This window comes from Streptomyces durmitorensis (genome assembly GCF_023498005.1).
Taxonomy (GTDB): Bacteria; Actinomycetota; Actinomycetes; order Streptomycetales; family Streptomycetaceae; genus Streptomyces; species Streptomyces durmitorensis.
Map to the genome: position 1 here is coordinate 422,495 of NZ_CP097289.1, position 14,904 is coordinate 437,398.

General features: G+C 71.1%; 17 protein-coding genes. 7 read left to right on the forward strand and 10 right to left on the reverse strand.

The window, feature by feature from the left end; all coding sequences use genetic code 11:
• The first annotated feature begins 51 nt into the window (after positions 1-51).
• Complete coding sequence (locus M4V62_RS01625) at positions 52-444, forward strand: TOBE domain-containing protein (RefSeq protein ID WP_249585377.1); 393 nt, start codon at positions 52-54, stop codon at positions 442-444.
• An 81-nt stretch (positions 445-525) separates the two neighbouring features.
• Here M4V62_RS01625 and M4V62_RS01630 read toward each other — a convergent pair whose 3' ends face one another.
• The 3 genes from M4V62_RS01630 to M4V62_RS01640 all read right to left on the reverse strand — a co-directional run bounded on the left by M4V62_RS01630 (position 526) and on the right by M4V62_RS01640 (position 3,656).
• Positions 526-1,872: a TolB family protein gene (locus M4V62_RS01630; RefSeq protein ID WP_249585378.1), complete on the reverse strand. Its 1,347-nt coding sequence runs from the start codon at positions 1,870-1,872 to the stop codon at positions 526-528.
• Positions 1,873-2,369: 497 nt separating this feature from the next.
• Entirely contained in the window at positions 2,370-2,534 is a 165-nt protein-coding gene (locus M4V62_RS01635) for a hypothetical protein (RefSeq protein ID WP_249585379.1), read from the reverse strand.
• A 129-nt stretch (positions 2,535-2,663) separates the two neighbouring features.
• The gene (locus M4V62_RS01640; protein WP_249585380.1) at positions 2,664-3,656 is read right to left on the reverse strand and encodes a GlxA family transcriptional regulator; all 993 of its coding nucleotides are present in this window, start codon (positions 3,654-3,656) and stop codon (positions 2,664-2,666) included.
• 69 nt (positions 3,657-3,725) lie between these two features.
• Here M4V62_RS01640 and M4V62_RS01645 point away from each other — a divergent pair, with 69 nt between their 5' ends.
• On the forward strand, positions 3,726-4,736 hold the full coding sequence (locus tag M4V62_RS01645) for an NADP-dependent oxidoreductase (protein ID WP_425575263.1): 1,011 nt from the start codon (positions 3,726-3,728) through the stop codon (positions 4,734-4,736).
• Positions 4,737-4,780: 44 nt separating this feature from the next.
• Here M4V62_RS01645 and M4V62_RS01650 read toward each other — a convergent pair whose 3' ends face one another.
• From M4V62_RS01650 to M4V62_RS01665, 4 genes are all read right to left on the reverse strand, one after another.
• On the reverse strand, positions 4,781-5,080 hold the full coding sequence (locus tag M4V62_RS01650; RefSeq protein ID WP_249585381.1) for an ACT domain-containing protein: 300 nt from the start codon (positions 5,078-5,080) through the stop codon (positions 4,781-4,783).
• Positions 5,077-5,538: an OsmC family protein gene (locus M4V62_RS01655; protein WP_249585382.1), complete on the reverse strand. Its 462-nt coding sequence runs from the start codon at positions 5,536-5,538 to the stop codon at positions 5,077-5,079. The genes M4V62_RS01650 and M4V62_RS01655 overlap by 4 nt, the downstream gene beginning before the upstream one ends.
• Before the next feature lie 323 nt (positions 5,539-5,861).
• Positions 5,862-6,881 (reverse strand): Gfo/Idh/MocA family protein, encoded by a 1,020-nt coding sequence (locus M4V62_RS01660; RefSeq protein WP_249585383.1) that lies wholly within the window; start codon positions 6,879-6,881, stop codon positions 5,862-5,864.
• 85 nt (positions 6,882-6,966) lie between these two features.
• The gene (locus M4V62_RS01665; protein WP_249585384.1) at positions 6,967-8,100 is read right to left on the reverse strand and encodes an FAD-dependent oxidoreductase; all 1,134 of its coding nucleotides are present in this window, start codon (positions 8,098-8,100) and stop codon (positions 6,967-6,969) included.
• Positions 8,101-8,267: 167 nt separating this feature from the next.
• On the opposite strand from M4V62_RS01665, the gene M4V62_RS01670 reads away from it, so the two are divergent.
• Entirely contained in the window at positions 8,268-8,963 is a 696-nt protein-coding gene (locus M4V62_RS01670) for a TetR/AcrR family transcriptional regulator (RefSeq protein ID WP_249585385.1), read from the forward strand.
• Here M4V62_RS01670 and M4V62_RS01675 read toward each other — a convergent pair.
• Together M4V62_RS01675 and M4V62_RS01680 are read right to left on the reverse strand one after the other, a co-directional pair.
• Positions 8,960-9,985: an endonuclease/exonuclease/phosphatase family protein gene (locus M4V62_RS01675; RefSeq protein ID WP_249585386.1), complete on the reverse strand. Its 1,026-nt coding sequence runs from the start codon at positions 9,983-9,985 to the stop codon at positions 8,960-8,962. The two genes, M4V62_RS01670 and M4V62_RS01675, sit on opposite strands and share 4 nt — an antisense overlap.
• A 67-nt stretch (positions 9,986-10,052) precedes the next feature.
• Positions 10,053-10,703 (reverse strand): helix-turn-helix domain-containing protein, encoded by a 651-nt coding sequence (locus tag M4V62_RS01680; protein WP_249585387.1) that lies wholly within the window; start codon positions 10,701-10,703, stop codon positions 10,053-10,055.
• Positions 10,704-10,834: 131 nt separating this feature from the next.
• Between M4V62_RS01680 and M4V62_RS01685 the strand changes: the two genes are divergently transcribed.
• The 4 genes from M4V62_RS01685 to M4V62_RS01700 all read left to right on the forward strand — a co-directional run bounded on the left by M4V62_RS01685 (position 10,835) and on the right by M4V62_RS01700 (position 14,406).
• Positions 10,835-11,512: an SAM-dependent methyltransferase gene (locus M4V62_RS01685; RefSeq protein ID WP_249585388.1), complete on the forward strand. Its 678-nt coding sequence runs from the start codon at positions 10,835-10,837 to the stop codon at positions 11,510-11,512.
• Positions 11,513-11,607: 95 nt separating this feature from the next.
• Positions 11,608-12,117 (forward strand): DinB family protein, encoded by a 510-nt coding sequence (locus M4V62_RS01690; protein WP_249585389.1) that lies wholly within the window; start codon positions 11,608-11,610, stop codon positions 12,115-12,117.
• A 162-nt stretch (positions 12,118-12,279) separates the two neighbouring features.
• Positions 12,280-13,635 carry an AMP-binding protein gene (locus tag M4V62_RS01695; RefSeq protein ID WP_249585390.1) on the forward strand — a complete coding sequence of 452 codons (1,356 nt, stop codon included), beginning with the start codon at positions 12,280-12,282 and terminating at the stop codon, positions 13,633-13,635.
• 42 nt (positions 13,636-13,677) lie between these two features.
• Complete coding sequence (locus M4V62_RS01700) at positions 13,678-14,406, forward strand: alpha/beta hydrolase (RefSeq protein ID WP_249585391.1); 729 nt, start codon at positions 13,678-13,680, stop codon at positions 14,404-14,406.
• 23 nt (positions 14,407-14,429) lie between these two features.
• Here the strand turns inward: M4V62_RS01700 and M4V62_RS01705 are convergent, their stop codons facing one another.
• A complete protein-coding gene (locus M4V62_RS01705) occupies positions 14,430-14,885 on the reverse strand; it encodes a hypothetical protein (protein WP_249585392.1) in 456 nt (151 codons plus the stop codon).
• Positions 14,886-14,904: the final 19 nt, after the last annotated feature.

Genomic DNA, 14,904 nt, shown 5'->3' on the forward strand with positions numbered 1-14,904 from the left:
GGTGGTACCAGCCGGTCGGTCGGCGGCTACGCGGGCACCTATCCTTGCGCCATGCAGCGTTACACGATCGGGCAGGCGGCCCGTCTGCTGGGCGTCAGTCCGGATACCGCACGCCGATGGGCCGATGCCGGGCGCGTGACCACCCAGCGCGACGAGGGCGGACGTCGCCTCGTCGACGGGAAGGACCTGGCCGCCTTCTCGGTCGAACTCGCCCAGAACGGTGGTGAGGAGGACGCCTCCTACACCTCGGTCCGCAACGCCTTTCCCGGCATCGTGACCGCCGTGAAGCTGGGCGATGTCGCGGCCCAGGTGGAGATCCAGGCAGGCCCGCACCGCCTGGTCTCGCTGCTGACCCGGGAGGCCGTGGAGGAGTTGGGCCTCGAGGTCGGCATGGAGGCCACCGCCCGCGTGAAGTCGACCAACGTACATATCGACCGGACCTGACACACCCGGCGCCCGCACGGCCGAGGCCCGGCGGCCAGGCGCTCTTGCGTGCGCGCGAGCGCAGGGTGACACACCTCCGCGTCAGCGCAGTTGACGCAGGAAGACGTCGGACGCGCTGTTGGTGTCGTCAGGGACGAGGTTTCCGGCCGGGGAGTCGAAGACCACCGCGTTGCCCTCTTCGCTGACGCCGGTCCGCGGGCCTGGGGCGGTGTCCTCGGAGACCGGCTCGCTCTCGCCGCTGATGAGGTGCACATCGCCGGTCCGCATGTCCCGCAGGAAGACGTCCGTGCTGCTGTCGCCGTCCGCGTCAGGGGCGAGGTTGGAGGCGGCGGAGGTGAACGCCGCGTAGCGCCCGTCCCGGCTCAGGGAGACGTCGTCGCTGTCCCCGTTGGCCGGTGTGCCGTCGGGGGCGGCGCTGACCAGGCGCATGCGCTTGGCCTCGCGGTCGTAGAGGAAGACGTTGTGCGAGCTGGTCGGGGCCGGGCCCTCGGGGCTGAGCGCTCTGGAGGTCGAGGTGAACGCCACAAGGCGGGCGTCACCGCTGAGGGCCGCGCCCCAGGACGGGGTCTTGCGGTTGTAGCTGTGCGGGATGCTGATGAGTTCCGTGGTGCTCTTCTCGCGGTCGCGCAGGAAGACGTCCGTCGCCAAGGAGTGGTCCTCCACCCCGGCCAGGCCGGAGGCGTTGGAGGTGAAGGCGAGGTACCGGCCGCCGGCGTCGCCCGCGAACGCGGGGCCGAACGCGTCGCCTTCACCCTGCTTGCCCTCGTCGGTGAGCTGCGCCAGCTTCGTGGTCTTCTTCTTGCGGTCGTAGAGGAAGACGTCGTCCCGCTCGTTGGCGTCCCCCGCGACGAGATCCTCGGCACCCGAGGCGTACGCGACGTAGCGGCCGTCTCCGCTGACGGCGGGGTCGTACGTCAGGTTGCTGCGCAGTCCGTCGTAGGACGCGCCGGTCGGGCTGATCCGCTGGGTCTTGCCGGTGCTCCGGTCGTGCAGGAAGACGTCGTCGAGGTCGTTCGGGTCGCCGCCCACGAGATCGTCGGCGGTGGAGGTGAAGACCACGTACCGACCGTCGGGACTGAGCGAGACCTCCCGTACGACACCGTGGCTCGCCTTTCCGTTGCTCTTGACGCTGACGCGCTCCGTCTTCCCGGTGCGCACATCGCGTACGAAGGCGTCGGGCGTGCCGTTCGTGTCGTTCGCGACCAGGTTCCGGGACGCCGAGACGAATGCGACGTAGCGTCCGTCGGCGCTGAGGGCGGGGTTCGTGGAAGCGGCGTTGCCCTCGGCTCCTGCCGCGCCGACGCTCACCCGCTCGGTGCCCGGCGCGGAGGTGGGGGCGGCGGACGCGCCCGCGGGTGCGAGCACGGTCACGGCGCAGAGGGCGGCGAGCGCGGCGCCGGCCGCCGTCACGCGCTGATGAACGGTCATCGGTTCCTCCTGTGTCGACAGCGGTCTCCGTGTGCCGTCCGGGCACGCCCGGGAGGAGGAAGCAAGGGAGGAAGCAGGGGAGGAAGGCGTACCGGAGCGCGTGTCGTTCCCCGTGTGAAATCCCCCGTGTGAAGTCCCCCGTGCGCCGCCCCCGCGGGGACTCTGCCCCGGCCGGTGCGAGCGGGGCGGTCGGCAAGGCCGCACGCCCGCGCCGGAACCCCGGCCATCAGCCACTGCGGCGATCGGTCATGACCAGGTGCACCGTAGGCGAGCGAACACCGCGAAACCCGGGGGGTCAATGTGTCGCGTGCCCTCCGCGGTGCGGATGCGTCGGTTGCATCAGTGGCGCAGGGCGCTTCGGCGGACTTTTGTGCCGTACTCGCGCGGAATGGGCAACCATCGCGACAAGGGGCCGGACACGCCGCCATGGAGAACCGCGACGCCCCACCCACCCCGTCAGGGGTCAGGTGAGGCGCCGCGGTCAGGGCCCGCCAGCCCTAGAAGTCCATGTCGCCGCCCGGCTTGCCTCCGGGCTCAGGGCGCTGGTTCTTCTCGACCCTCTCGACGTCGGTCTGCTCGTCCTGACGACGGGGAGCCTGCTTGCTGCGCTCCTGGGCGCGAGCGGCGCGCTTCTTGTCCTGCGGGGACTGGCGGTTACCCATGATCGATCCTCACTTTCAGTGCACGCACCCTTGCGTGCGGTAACGCATCCAGTGCAACCCCACCTCTGAAAGCTGGCTGATACATCTACTGTCGGCGCCGATCCGAGGCCGCTTTCGCGGCGAGACCGCCTAGGCGCCGCCGGCCACCGCCCCCACCCCCGCCTGGAACGTCTTCCGGTACACCTGCGGCGACACCCCGATGGCCGCCTGCAAGTGCTGGCGCAGCGACGTCCCGGTGGCGAAACCGACCTCCGCCGCGATCCGGTCGACCGGCAGGTCGCTGGACTCAAGGAGGTGCCTGGCCCGGTGCACCCGCTGCTGGATCAGCCACCGACCGGGGCTCGTGCCCGTCTCCTCCTGGAAGCGGCGCGCGAAGGTGCGCGGGCTCATCCGGGCGTGGTCCGCCAACTCCCGCAGGGCGAGCGGCCGGTCGAGGTGTTCCAGGGCCCAGGCACGGGTGACGGCGGTGCCGGTGGCACCCTCGTCCGGGATCGGCTGCTCGATGTACTGGGCCTGGCCACCCTCCCGCCACGGCGGCACCACGCAGTGCCGGGCAACCCGGTTGGCGACCGCGCTGCCGTGGTCGGAGCGCACCACGTGCAGGCACACGTCGACTCCGGACGCGGCCCCCGCCGAGGTGAGCACGTCGCCGTCGTCGACGAACAACACGCCGGGATCCAGGGCGACATGGGGGAACATCTGCCGGAAGTGGTCCGCGAGTGCCCAGTGCGTCGTCGCGGGCCGCCCGTCGAGCAGACCCGCGGCGGCGAGCGTGAACGCCCCCGTACAGATGGAGACGAACCGCGTGCCGGGCCTGATACGGGCGAGCGCGTCGCGCACGGGGTCCGACAGCTCGGCGGTGATGAGCCGCAGGTCATAGGGCGGCAGAACCACCGTGTCCGCGCTCTCCAGCGCCTCGGGGCCGTGCCCGACGGTGATGGTGAAGTCGGCGTTGGTGGCCACCGTCCGGTCGGCCGTCGCCGCGCAGGTCACCACCTCGTACCCCCCGGGGACCAGCGGGAAGACGCGGTTCGGGATGCCCAGCTCGAAGGGGTAGACACCGTCGAGCGCGAGGACGACCACGCGGTGCGGGCGGTCGGCGAGGAATTCCATCGAGGCCATGGCACGATCCTATCGCTGAATGGCTATCTTGCCATTGCCCAGGTCAAGCCGGTGCCGCACGCTGGACCCATGACCAAGAACACCGCTTCCCAGCCCGCAGAGCCGACCAAGTCGACCGAGCCGACCGAACCGACCGAACCGACCATGAAGGCCATCCGCCAGGACGCCCTGGGCGATCCCGATGTCCTGAGGGAGGTCGAGGTCGCGCGCCCGAAGCCCAGCGTCGGACAGATCCTCGTGGCCGTGCACGCGGCCGGCGTGAACCCGACCGACTGGAAGCACCGCAGGTTCGGCGCCTTCCTGGGCGAGCCGCCGTTCACGCTCGGCTGGGACGTGTCGGGCGTCGTCGAGGCGGTCGGCATCGGCGTCTCGCTGTTCCAGCCGGGCGACGAGGTCTTCGGCATGCTGCCCTATCCGTACGGGGCGGGTTCGCACGCCGAGTACGTGACCGGGCCCACCCGCGCCTTCGTGCCGAGGCCCGCCGGGCTGAGCCACATCGAGGCCGGCGCGCTGCCGCTGGTCTCGCTCACCGCCTGGCAGGCCCTTGTCGACAACGCCCATGTGGAGCCGGGGCAGCGGGTCCTCGTGCACGCGGCCGCCGGCGGCGTGGGCCATGTCGCGGTGCAGATCGCCAAGGCACGCGGCGCGTACGTCATCGGCACGGCATCCGCCGCCAAGCACGACTTCGTACGCGGCCTGGGCGCGGACGAGGTCATCGACTACCGCAGCGCCGACTTCGTGAAGGAGGCCCGCGACATCGACGTGGTCCTCGACCCGCTGGGCGGCGACGACCGGCTGCGCTCCCTCGAGGTGCTGCGGCCCGGCGGCATCCTGGTGTCGATCCTGCCGGGCAACTTCGGCGACGTGGCCGAGCGCGCGGCCGCGTTGGGCGTGCGGGCCACGGACATGCTGGTGGAGCACGACCAGGCGGGCATGGCGGCGGTCGCGGCGCTCGCCGAGTCCGGACAACTGCGCGTCCACGTCTCGGACACGTACCCCCTCGCCGACGCCGCCAAGGCGCACGCGCAGGGCGAGACGGGCCGCGTCACGGGAAAGCTGGTGCTCACGGTCCGCCCGTAGGCACCGCACCGACGCTCCCTCCCCCGCCCCATCGTTCGAGGACGTCACGGCACAGGGCGGTGTGCCAGCGCGCCGAGTTGGCCGGGGGGCTCCTGGTCGAGCCGGGTCATGGCCACGTCGCGCACGACGGCGGGGCCGAGCCTCGCGGCGACGACAGCGGCCAGGGCGGCGGGGCCGTCGTCGACGAGGTAGTGCGCGACGGCCTGCCCATCGTGCGTGAACACGCCACCGCCTTCCAGGCTCACCCCGCGGCCGCCGAGCGCCTGGCCGAGGTCGGCCAGCGCGCCGGGCCGGTCGGGCAAATGCACCTCAAGGTCCTGAAGGTCCTGCGGGCGCGCGCTCACGCGGTCACCACGGTGGTCGTGACCTCGACAGGGACGGACAGGCTGTTGGCGATGTAGCAGTCGTGGTGGGCCTGTACGGCGAGCTCCTGGACCGTGGCCGCGTCGGTCCCGGCGGCAGCCCTGACGGTCACGTGCAGGCGGATCGCGGCCAGGCGGGCGGGCCGCGCGGTCAGGTCGAGGTGGCTTGTGGCCTCGTCGTCGTAGGCGAGCACGTCCACTCCCGCGCGGGCGGCGGCGCCGAGGAAGGACAGCATCTGGCAGGACGAGGCCGCCATCACCACGAGTTGTTCGGGGTTGAGCCGGTCAGGGTTGCCGCGGAAGGCCGCATCCGCGCTCAGGTCGACCTGGGGCGCGGGCGCGGCGTGGGCGGTGTGGTCGCGTGAGTAGGCGCGGATCCCGACGGCGGTGGAGCCGTCCCAGTGCAGGCGGGCCCGGTAGGCGTGCGTGTGGGTGCTCATGGCGGCACCGTAGGTCCGGGAAGCTTCGGCACCGGCCGAAGCGTCGTCGTCGTAGCCGTGGACCGAGCGGCCATCGGCACCGCGCGGCGCACGTCCTGGGGCGGGGCGCGACCGAGTGGGCGGCAACGACCCGGTGCCGCGCGCTCCCCCTGCCGCACCGACCCGGCGCGGCAGGGCGCGACCGAGCGGGCCGCACCGACCCGGCGCCGACCGCTCCCCTTGCCGCACGGTCTACGGACAGAGCGCCGCGTGGACTACGGACAGAACGCCGCACGGTCTACGGACAGAGCGCCGCGCGGACTACGGACAGAACGCCGCGTCGACTACGGATAGAACGCGGGCCGCTCGACCAGCGCGACCTCAATGCGCCCGCCCTCCCGCTGAGAGGCCACGCCCGCCTCGCACACGGCCGCGGCCGCATAGCCGTCCCAGGCAGACGCCCCGGTGACCTCGCCCCGGCGGGTGGCATCCACCCAGGCCTGCACCTCGCGGTCGTAGGCGTCCTCGAAGCGCTCGATGTAGTCCGGAGGGACCCGGCCTCCCCAGCGGCCGTCGGCGCTCACCCGGGGCCCCGGCTCGTCCCCGATCCGAACGGTGCCCCGCTCGCAGACCGCCTCCGCCTGCACCTGGTAGCCGTAGCCGCAGTGGCCGAAGATCTCGACGTCGACGAGCGCGCCCGCCGAGGTCTCGAAGAGGACGAACTGCGGGTCGTTCATACCGGCCGGGGCGTGCGAGGACGCCGCGGGCTTGTGCACGGTGACCGCCGCGATCTCCTGGCCGAGCAGCCAGCGGGTCGCATCCACCTCGTGCGCGACCGAGCTGCTGATGAGCATCGCGTCGGTGAACCCGGGCGGCATCGTCAGGTTGCGGTGCCGTTGGTGCAGCATCAGCGCCGCGCCCAACTCCCCGCTGTCGAGAAGCCTCTTGAGCTTGACGTACTCGGCGTCGAAGCGCCGCATGAAGCCCACCGAGACGCGCCGGTGCCCCAGCCGCTGCTCCGCCTCGATGACGCGCAGGGCGGACCCCGTGTCCGGGGTCATCGGCTTCTCGCACAGCACCGGCAGATCACGGCCGAGCGCTTCGATCAGCGCCGCCTCGTGGGCGGGGCCGGGCGAAGCGATGAGTACGGCGTCCACGTCGTCCGCCGCGATGGCCGCCGCCGATTCGGTGTAGGCCGTGCACCCGTCGATCGCGTCGGCGAGGGACTTCGCCCGGTCCGCCTCGATGTCGACGACGGCCGTCACCCGTGCTCCGCTGATGACGTCATGGAGTCGGCGCACATGGTCCGCGCCCATCTTCCCCGTGCCGATGACGGCCACACCGAGTCCTCGCTGAAATGCCATGACTGGGATGTCTCCCCTCCCGGTTCGGGACTTTCCCGCACCGCGTCTCCAGCGAGAGAACCCCCATTCCGTCGCACCGTCAACGTCACTGGGCAGGAGCGACGTCGTGTCCGGTGAACATGTCGATCAGGCCGTGCGGTGCGTCGTCGCCGAAGAGGAGCTCGTGAAGGTGGGCGCCGTCGGCGGCGGCCGCCTCGCTGCGGGGGAACATGGCCTGCTCGTACTCGGTGAGCGCGGCCTCGACGTCGTCGGGGTGCGCGGCGAGGGCCTTGCCGAGTTCGGCGCCGTCGTACATCGCCAGGTTGGCCCCTTCGCCGTTCGGGGCCGCGAGGTGGGCGGCGTCGCCGATCAGGGTCACCCCCGGCACCCGGTCCCAACGAAGCCCGACGGGAAGGGCGTTGAGGGTGCGCAGGACCGGCGCGGTCTCGCCGTCGGTGATCAGCGCGGTGAGCTCGGGGGCCCAGCCGTCGAATTCCTGGGCTATGCGTACGGCGGCCGCGTCGGCGTCGGTGAAGTCGATACCGGCGAACCAGTCCTGCGACCTGGAGAGCGCCACATAGGTGTGCAGGTTCCCGCCGCTCTCCCGGTGCACGGAGATCCCCTTGCCCGGCGCGAGCACGAACAGCGACCCGCCGCCGACCGCTTTCGCGCTGGCCGGGTGCCGGTTGTCGCCGTCGAGCAGGTAGGTCTCGACGTACGAATGGCCGATGTACTCGGGTGTCACATCGGTGAGCAGCGGCCGCACCCGCGACCACGCGCCGTCCGCGCCGACCAGCAGGCTCGTGACGACCGTGGTGCCGTCGGCGAAGGTCACCTCGTGGCGGCCCTCACCGAGGGCTCGGGTGTTTCTGACCTTGCGGCCCCAGCGGACGGTGCCGGCCGGGAGCGAGTCGAGCAGGATCTGCCGCAGCTCGCCGCGCTGCACCTCGGGCCGTCCACGCGTGCTGTCGTCGTCGAACAGGACGGTCCCGTCCGTGTCCAGGATCCGCATCGCCTCGCGGCCCTCCAGGATGAGGGCGCGGAACTCGTCGGTCAGGCCCGCCGCCCGGAGAGCCGGCTGGCCGTTGTCCTCGTGGATGTCGAGCATCCCTCCCTGCGATCGCGCCGTAGGTGAGGCCTCCGCCTCGTAGACCGTGGCCGGTATGCCGTGCATGTGCAGGACGCGGGCGAGGGTCAGCCCTCCGAGCCCTGCGCCGATGATCGTGACGTCGGTGGTCATGGTGGTTCCTTTCCTGTGGCACGCCTGCGGGGTGGACACCCGCAGGTCAGCTGCCGGGCAGGCATCCGGCAGGTCAGCTCTGGAACGTTGTTCCACGACCAGCCTGGAACGCCGTTCCAGAGATGTCAAGCTGGAACGGTGTTCCAGGCATGTGTCAGGATGTACGCATGGCAACGAGGACACGTCGTCCGGAGCGACGAGAGGAACCGCTCTCCAGGGAGCGCATCGTCGAGGCCGCGATCGAGCTGCTCGACACGGCGGGCGAGGGCGGGCTCACGTTCCGCGCGCTGGCCGAGCGCCTCGCCACGGGGCCCGGGGCCATCTACTGGCACGTGACGGGCAAGGACGAACTCCTCAACGCCGCCACCGACGCCGTCGTCGCCGACACCATGAGCGCCGACACCACGGCCACGACGCCGCAGGAAGCGATCCGCACCCTCGCGCTCGGCGTCTTCGACGCGATCGACGTCCACCCGTGGATCGGCTCGCAGATCTCCCGGACCCCCTCGCAGTCACCGATGCTGCGCGTCTTCGAACACCTCGGCCGCCAGGTGCAAGCGCTCGGAGTCCCCCACACCGCGCAGTTCACCGCCGCGTCCGCGCTCCTGAACTACATCCTCGGAGTGGGCGGACAGAACGCGGCCAACGCCCGCGGAGTCCGGCCGGGCACGAACCGGACCGAGTTCCTGGATGCCGCCGCGACGGCATGGGAAAACCTCGACCCTGACGAGTACGCGTTCACTCGTGACGTCGCGGACCAACTACGGGATCACGACGACCGAACAGAGTTCCTCGCCGGCATCGACCTCGTCCTCACCGGAATCACCGCCCTTCACGAGCCCACCGGCCCGGCTCCGTCCTAGTCGGCATCCGCGGGCAGCAGGGCCAGCGTCGCGATGACCGCCCGGTGGTCGGTGCCCGGTACGGTCCGCTCTCCGACCGAGACGCCCGCGAGACCGGGGCCGTGCACGACGTGGTCGAGCTGTACGAGCGGCGGCAACAGGCTCTTGCCCGCGGGCCAGGTGCGAGCCCAGCCCTCACCGAGTTCGGCATGCGTGTCCGTGAGCCCGCCCGATGCGAGCAGGTCGCGCATCGGCGCGTGGTCGAGGGAGGCGTTGAAGTCACCCAGGAACACGGTGTCGGGGCCACTGTCGCGGGCGACGGAGGTGAGGGCGGTCATGTCCCGCGCCCAGCGCTTCGCGTCACCGAGCGGGTAGTAGGTGTGAACGGCCACCAGCCGTACGGCGCGTCCACCGACCGTCACCTGTGCGGTGGTCTGGGGCCAGGTGGTGTCCGCCTGGAGAGGGCCGCCGCGCGTCAGCGGAATCCGTGAGTAGAGCGAGGAGTCGTTCTCGGGCTGGAGCTCCTCGTACGGCAGAACCTTGCTCATGCCGGCTTCGGCCAGCGCGGCGATACCGGCGGCGGGCAACTCCTGCACGGCCAGGACGTCTATCCGTTCGGACTTCACCAGCCGTACCAGCGCACGCGCGTCCTCCCTGCCCACGTGGGTGTTGAGGGTGGCCACACGCAACTCGGGTGCCTGCGCCGGGATGTGCTGCCGGCCGTCCGGGATGAACCGCGGCACCAGCAGCACGAGGTGGGCCGCCGTGAGCAGTGCGGCGCCGATGACCAGCGGGCGGGAGCGCAGAGCGGGGACGGCGAGCGTGGCGGCCAGAGCGAGCACATCGAGCACGGCGGCGTAGGGGAAGAGGACCACCGGCACGGCGAGTGGGGTTCCCGCGTCGAGCCCTGTCAGCCGTACGACAAGGAGGACGAGAAGCAGGGCGAGCAGCGCGCCACAGCCGAGCCGTCCCCACCTGGGTCCGCGACGGTCGGCGCCCCGCTTCCCCTCGGCCGCGCGATCCGCGCACACAGCAGTCCCCATGATCCCTCCCGCTTCCTCTCGCCAGAGTACGGGCGGCGATCACCGCGGATCCCGCGAGGGGACGGCGTCAGTGGCCGGACGGTGACAGATGCGCGCGCTCTCCTTGCGCGCCGAACAGGGCGAGCAGTTCCGCCGGTTGGCTGTCGGCGCTGCCGATCCAGTGCGGGACGCTGGTGTCGAACTCCGCGGCTTCGCCCACGCCGAGCTGGAACTCCTGCTCGCCGAGCACGAACCTGACGTGGCCGTTGAGGACGTAGAACCACTCGTATCCCTCGTGGGTCCGCAGGTTCAGGGTGGGTGCACGGCCTGCCGGCGGATAGATCACCTTGTAGGCCTGGATACCTCCGGCCCGCCGGGTCAGCGGCACCATCACGAGGCCCGCACGCCGCACTGGTCGCAGATGGACGCGCGGGTCTCCGGTGGGCGGCGCCGCGACGAGGTCGTCGAGCGGGACGCCGTGCGACCGGGCCAGGGGAAGCAGTTGCTCAAGTGTGGGACGGAGCTTGCCGTTCTCCAGGCGGGACAGGGTGCTCGCGGTGAGGCCGGTCTCGTCTGCGAGCGCGGCCAGTGTGGCGCTCCGTGCCTGGCGCAGGGCGCGCAGCCGCGGGCCGACTCCGGCCAAGACGTCTTCTGCTTCTGCTTCTGCGGGGTTGTTCGTGCCTCGTGCCACGTCCCGTTCCGCGCCTCGTTCCACGTCTCGTTCCACGTCTCGCGTCATGCCTCGATGATGCGGATCCGCAATTTTTCTTGCAAGGGCGAAACAGCGGTGCCGATGCTGTGGGTACACCGCCGGCGGCGAAGGCGCGTATCGCATCGCACTCCGCACGCCGGCCGACGAAGGGCACCCCCATGGATTCCACCCGACGCCGACCCACCCCTGACGCCACGGGCGACCAGGGCGCGACGAGCGAGGACGCCGCGCTGTTCTGGGAGCGGCACTACCGCTCGCAACGCACCGGTGGCGGACGCGTGAACCCGCTGCTCGCGGAGACCGCCGCGCCGCTGCGTCCCGGCGCCGCCCTGGATCTGGGCTGTGGCGCCGGCGGCGACGCCGTCTGGCTCGCCCAGCAGGGCTGGCAGGTCACCGCCGTGGACATCTCAGCAACCGCCGTCGAGCGGCTGCGGGAACAAGCCCGCGACCTCGGCATCCTGGACCGGGTCACCGCCGAACAGCACGACCTGGCCCGCAGCTTCCCGGCAGGCCGGTTCGATCTCGTGTCCGCCCAGTACTTCCACACCCCGTTCGCGCTGCCCCGCAGCCAAGTCCTGCGCACCGCCGCGCGGTCCCTGCGACCCGGTGGTCTCCTGCTGATCGTCGACCACGGCTCCACCGCGCCCTGGTCGTGGAACCAGGACGCCGACAACCACCACCCCACACCCGCCGAGATCGCCGCCGAACTCGCTCTCGACCCCGCGCACTGGTCCGTCCTGCGCGCCGACATGCCCCGCCGCCAGGCCACCGGACCCGCCGGTGAGACCGCCACCGTCATCGACAACGTCCTGCTCTTCCGGCTCACGGCCGGATGACCGCCCCATGCGCCCCACTTGCCCGCCCCATGAATTCCCGCACCACACCACACCGCACCACACCACACGACTTCACGTCGGAACGGAGCGACTCGATGCCAGGAAACCGTGCGCAGCCATGCCGGACCCGGGCGAAGGACACCGGCCCTCCGCGGACCGGCGCCGACGAGAAGGCCACCCTGCGGGGCTTCCTCGACCAGCTGCGGAACTCGATCGCGGACAAGGTCGCGGACGCGCCGGAACCGCAAGTCCGAACGAGCGGAGTGCCCTCGGGCACCAGCCTTCTCGGGCTGCTCAAGCATCTGGCGTGCGTCGAACGCTTCTACTTCCTCGGTGAGGACGTCGACGAGTGGCCTGCGACCCTGCGACCGTCCGCGCAGGACACGATCGACAGCGTGCTCGCCGACTACCGGAAGACCGTCGAGCGAGCGAACCAGGTCATCGACGCCTGCCCGGACCTGACACTGCCCTCCCCGCGACCACCGCGCCGGGGGCCGACGCCGTCGATGCGATGGGTCCTGGTGCACATGATCGAGGAGACCGGCCGCCATGCGGGCCACGCCGACATCCTCCGCGAGCAGATCGACGGATCCACCGGCCGCTGAGGACCTCCCCGATCGCGTACGTGCACTGAGGCGGGCGGCGAATGGTCCACGGCCGGGGCGCATGAGGGGAGACATATGTTGGTTGTCGCCTCCGCACCCGGCATGGAAGTCTGAGCGGCCGTGATCGAATTCCTCATACGGCACCCGGACGGAGTCCGACCCATGCTGGACGGCTGCACCCCGCACCTGCCCGAGACCCTCGGCCGCTACTACGACCAGGGGTACTACCGGGGCGCGGCCCTGCCCCAGCTCCTGGCCGAGCACGCCCGCACGTACGGCACCCGCACCGCCCTCGTCCACGGCGAACGCCGCCTCACCTACCGCGAGCTGAACCGCCGCGTCGACCGCCTGGCCGCCGGGCTCACGCTCCGGGGCATGCGCGCGGGCGACCGGGTCATCGTCCAGCTCCCGAACGTGCCCGAGTTCGTCGTCACCGTCTACGCCCTCATGCGGGCCGGGGCCCTCCCGGTGTTCGCGTCCACCTCTTGCCGCGCCGATGAGATCGGACACCTCGCCCACATCACCGAGGCCGCCGCCTACATCGGCCCCAGCCTCCACCGCGGCTACGACCACGCCAAGATGGTCGAGCAGGTCAGCAACGACCATCCTCGTCTGCGCCGCGCCTTCACCCTCGACAGCCCCGACGGCGCTCAGGGAGGCTTCTCCACCGCTGCCAGCGGTTGTCTGTTCTTCCCCCTGAGTTCCGTGGACGCTCCGATGGATCCGGAGCGCACGTACGACCCCAACGACGTCGCCTTCCTCTTGCCGTCGGGCGAGAGCACGGCCTCGCCTCATCTGGTCCCGCGCACCCACAACGACTACGCGTACCAGACCCGGGCCGCGGCCGAGTTGATCGACCTCGGTCCCAAGGACGTCTACCTCGCGGCTCTCCCTGCCGAGTCCAACTTCGCCTTCGGCTGTCCGGGCATCGTCGGCACGCTGGCCACCGGCGGCACCGTCGTGCTGATCGACGCCCCCGACACCGACTTCCACTCCGGCTCCGACTCCACCGATGCCTTCCGCGCGATCGAGACCGAGAAGGTCACCGTCACGTCCCTGGACCCCGATGCCGCACGGCAGTGGCTGGCGGCCCTGCCCGACGCGAAGTACGACCTCTCCAGCCTGCGCCTCGTCCAGATCGACGGTGCGGGTCTCGATCCCGAACTCGTGGCCGGCCTCCAAAGGGCCCTCGGCTGCCGCCTCCAACAGGTCTTCGAGATGGCCGAGGGAGTGCTCTCCCTCACCCGCCTCACCGACACCGACGACGTCATCCGTCACACGCAGGGCCGCCCCCTCTCTCCCGGGGACGAGCTCCGCGTCACCGACCCGGACGGCACCGAAGTGCCGACGGGAACTGCCGGGCAACTCCGGACACGCGGCCCCTACACCCTGCGCGGCTACTACAAGTCCCCTGACCGGAACGCCCGCTCCTTCACCCTCGACGGCTTCTACAAGACCGGCGACATCGCCCACCTCACCGACGACGGCAACCTCGTCGTCGAAGGCCGCATGCAGTAGGGGTCGGTTCTTGCGCGGCCTCGCCTGCTGAGAGGAAAAGACTTGAGGATCACGATCCGGACGGTGCGTTACGCCACCGGCGACGACAGCAAACTCCTCGACATCTACACCTCCGGTCAGCAGGACGACCGGCACGTACTGCTGTGGCACGGCATGGGACCCGACGAGCGGGACGTGATGGCCCCACTGGCCGAGGCGATCTCCGCTCTGGGTCCCACCGTCCTTGTCCCCGACTGGCGTTCGGACCGGCCCGACGGCGGCCGGGAACACCTCACCGACGCCTTGCGGTTCGCCCGCGACCACGTACGCGATGCCACCCACGGAAGCGGACAGCTGATCCTCGCCGGATGGTCGGCGGGGGCGGGCGCCGCGCTGGGCGTGGCCCTGCAGCCGGAACTCTTCGACGGCTGGCGGCCCGCCGCGGTGGTCGGCATCGCGGGCGGCTACCGGCGCCCGGCACGCACCACCGGCACCGTGCCCCTCCAGGCAGTTGACCGCGCGGTGGCACCGGTGCCCGTACGGCTCGTGCACGGCACCACGGACACCGTCGTGCCCGTCGAATCCTCGCGTGAACTGCACGGAGCCCTGCTCGCACACGGCTGGAACTCACAACTGTCCGAGCCCGCCACCGACCACGCCGGGGTGCTGGGCTGCGAGCACGGGCCCACGGCACAACGGTGCCTTCCTTCGACCGATCCTTCCGTGACGGACCTCGGGCGAGAGACGGCCCGCGCCATAGCGGGCGCGCTACCGCCACGCACCCGCGAATAGGGTCAATTCACCTACGCACAGAGTCAGTTGATGCGGGTCATGGACGACTTGTAGCCTCCACCGCCCGGGTAGACCCATTCGCTCTCCATGACGTCGCCGTCGGCGTCGAAGGTGCCGCGCATGTAGGCGGGTGACCCCTTCTCGCCGCCCCAGATGGTCAGGGTGTCGCCGTCGATCTCGTGGACGTAGTCGAGCGTGTTCCCGTGGTTGTCGTAGAACCGGGACCACACGTCCTCGCTGGGACCCGCGTCCCCCGCGAACGGGTTGAAGAGGTGACCGATGACCTCCAGGCCGCGGATGTCCATGCCGTCCTGGTGGAGGTCGATGTGCTGGAGAAGGAAGAACTTCCCGGCCGCCCACTCGTATGTGACCGTGCCTTCGACGCCGCCGCTGACCCGCCAGCTGCCGACCAGGCAGTCCAGCGCCCGCACCTTGGCGCTCGGCTCAGAAGGGGTGGGCGGTGTCTGGTTCTCGCTCATCGTGGTCTCCCTGGTCCTG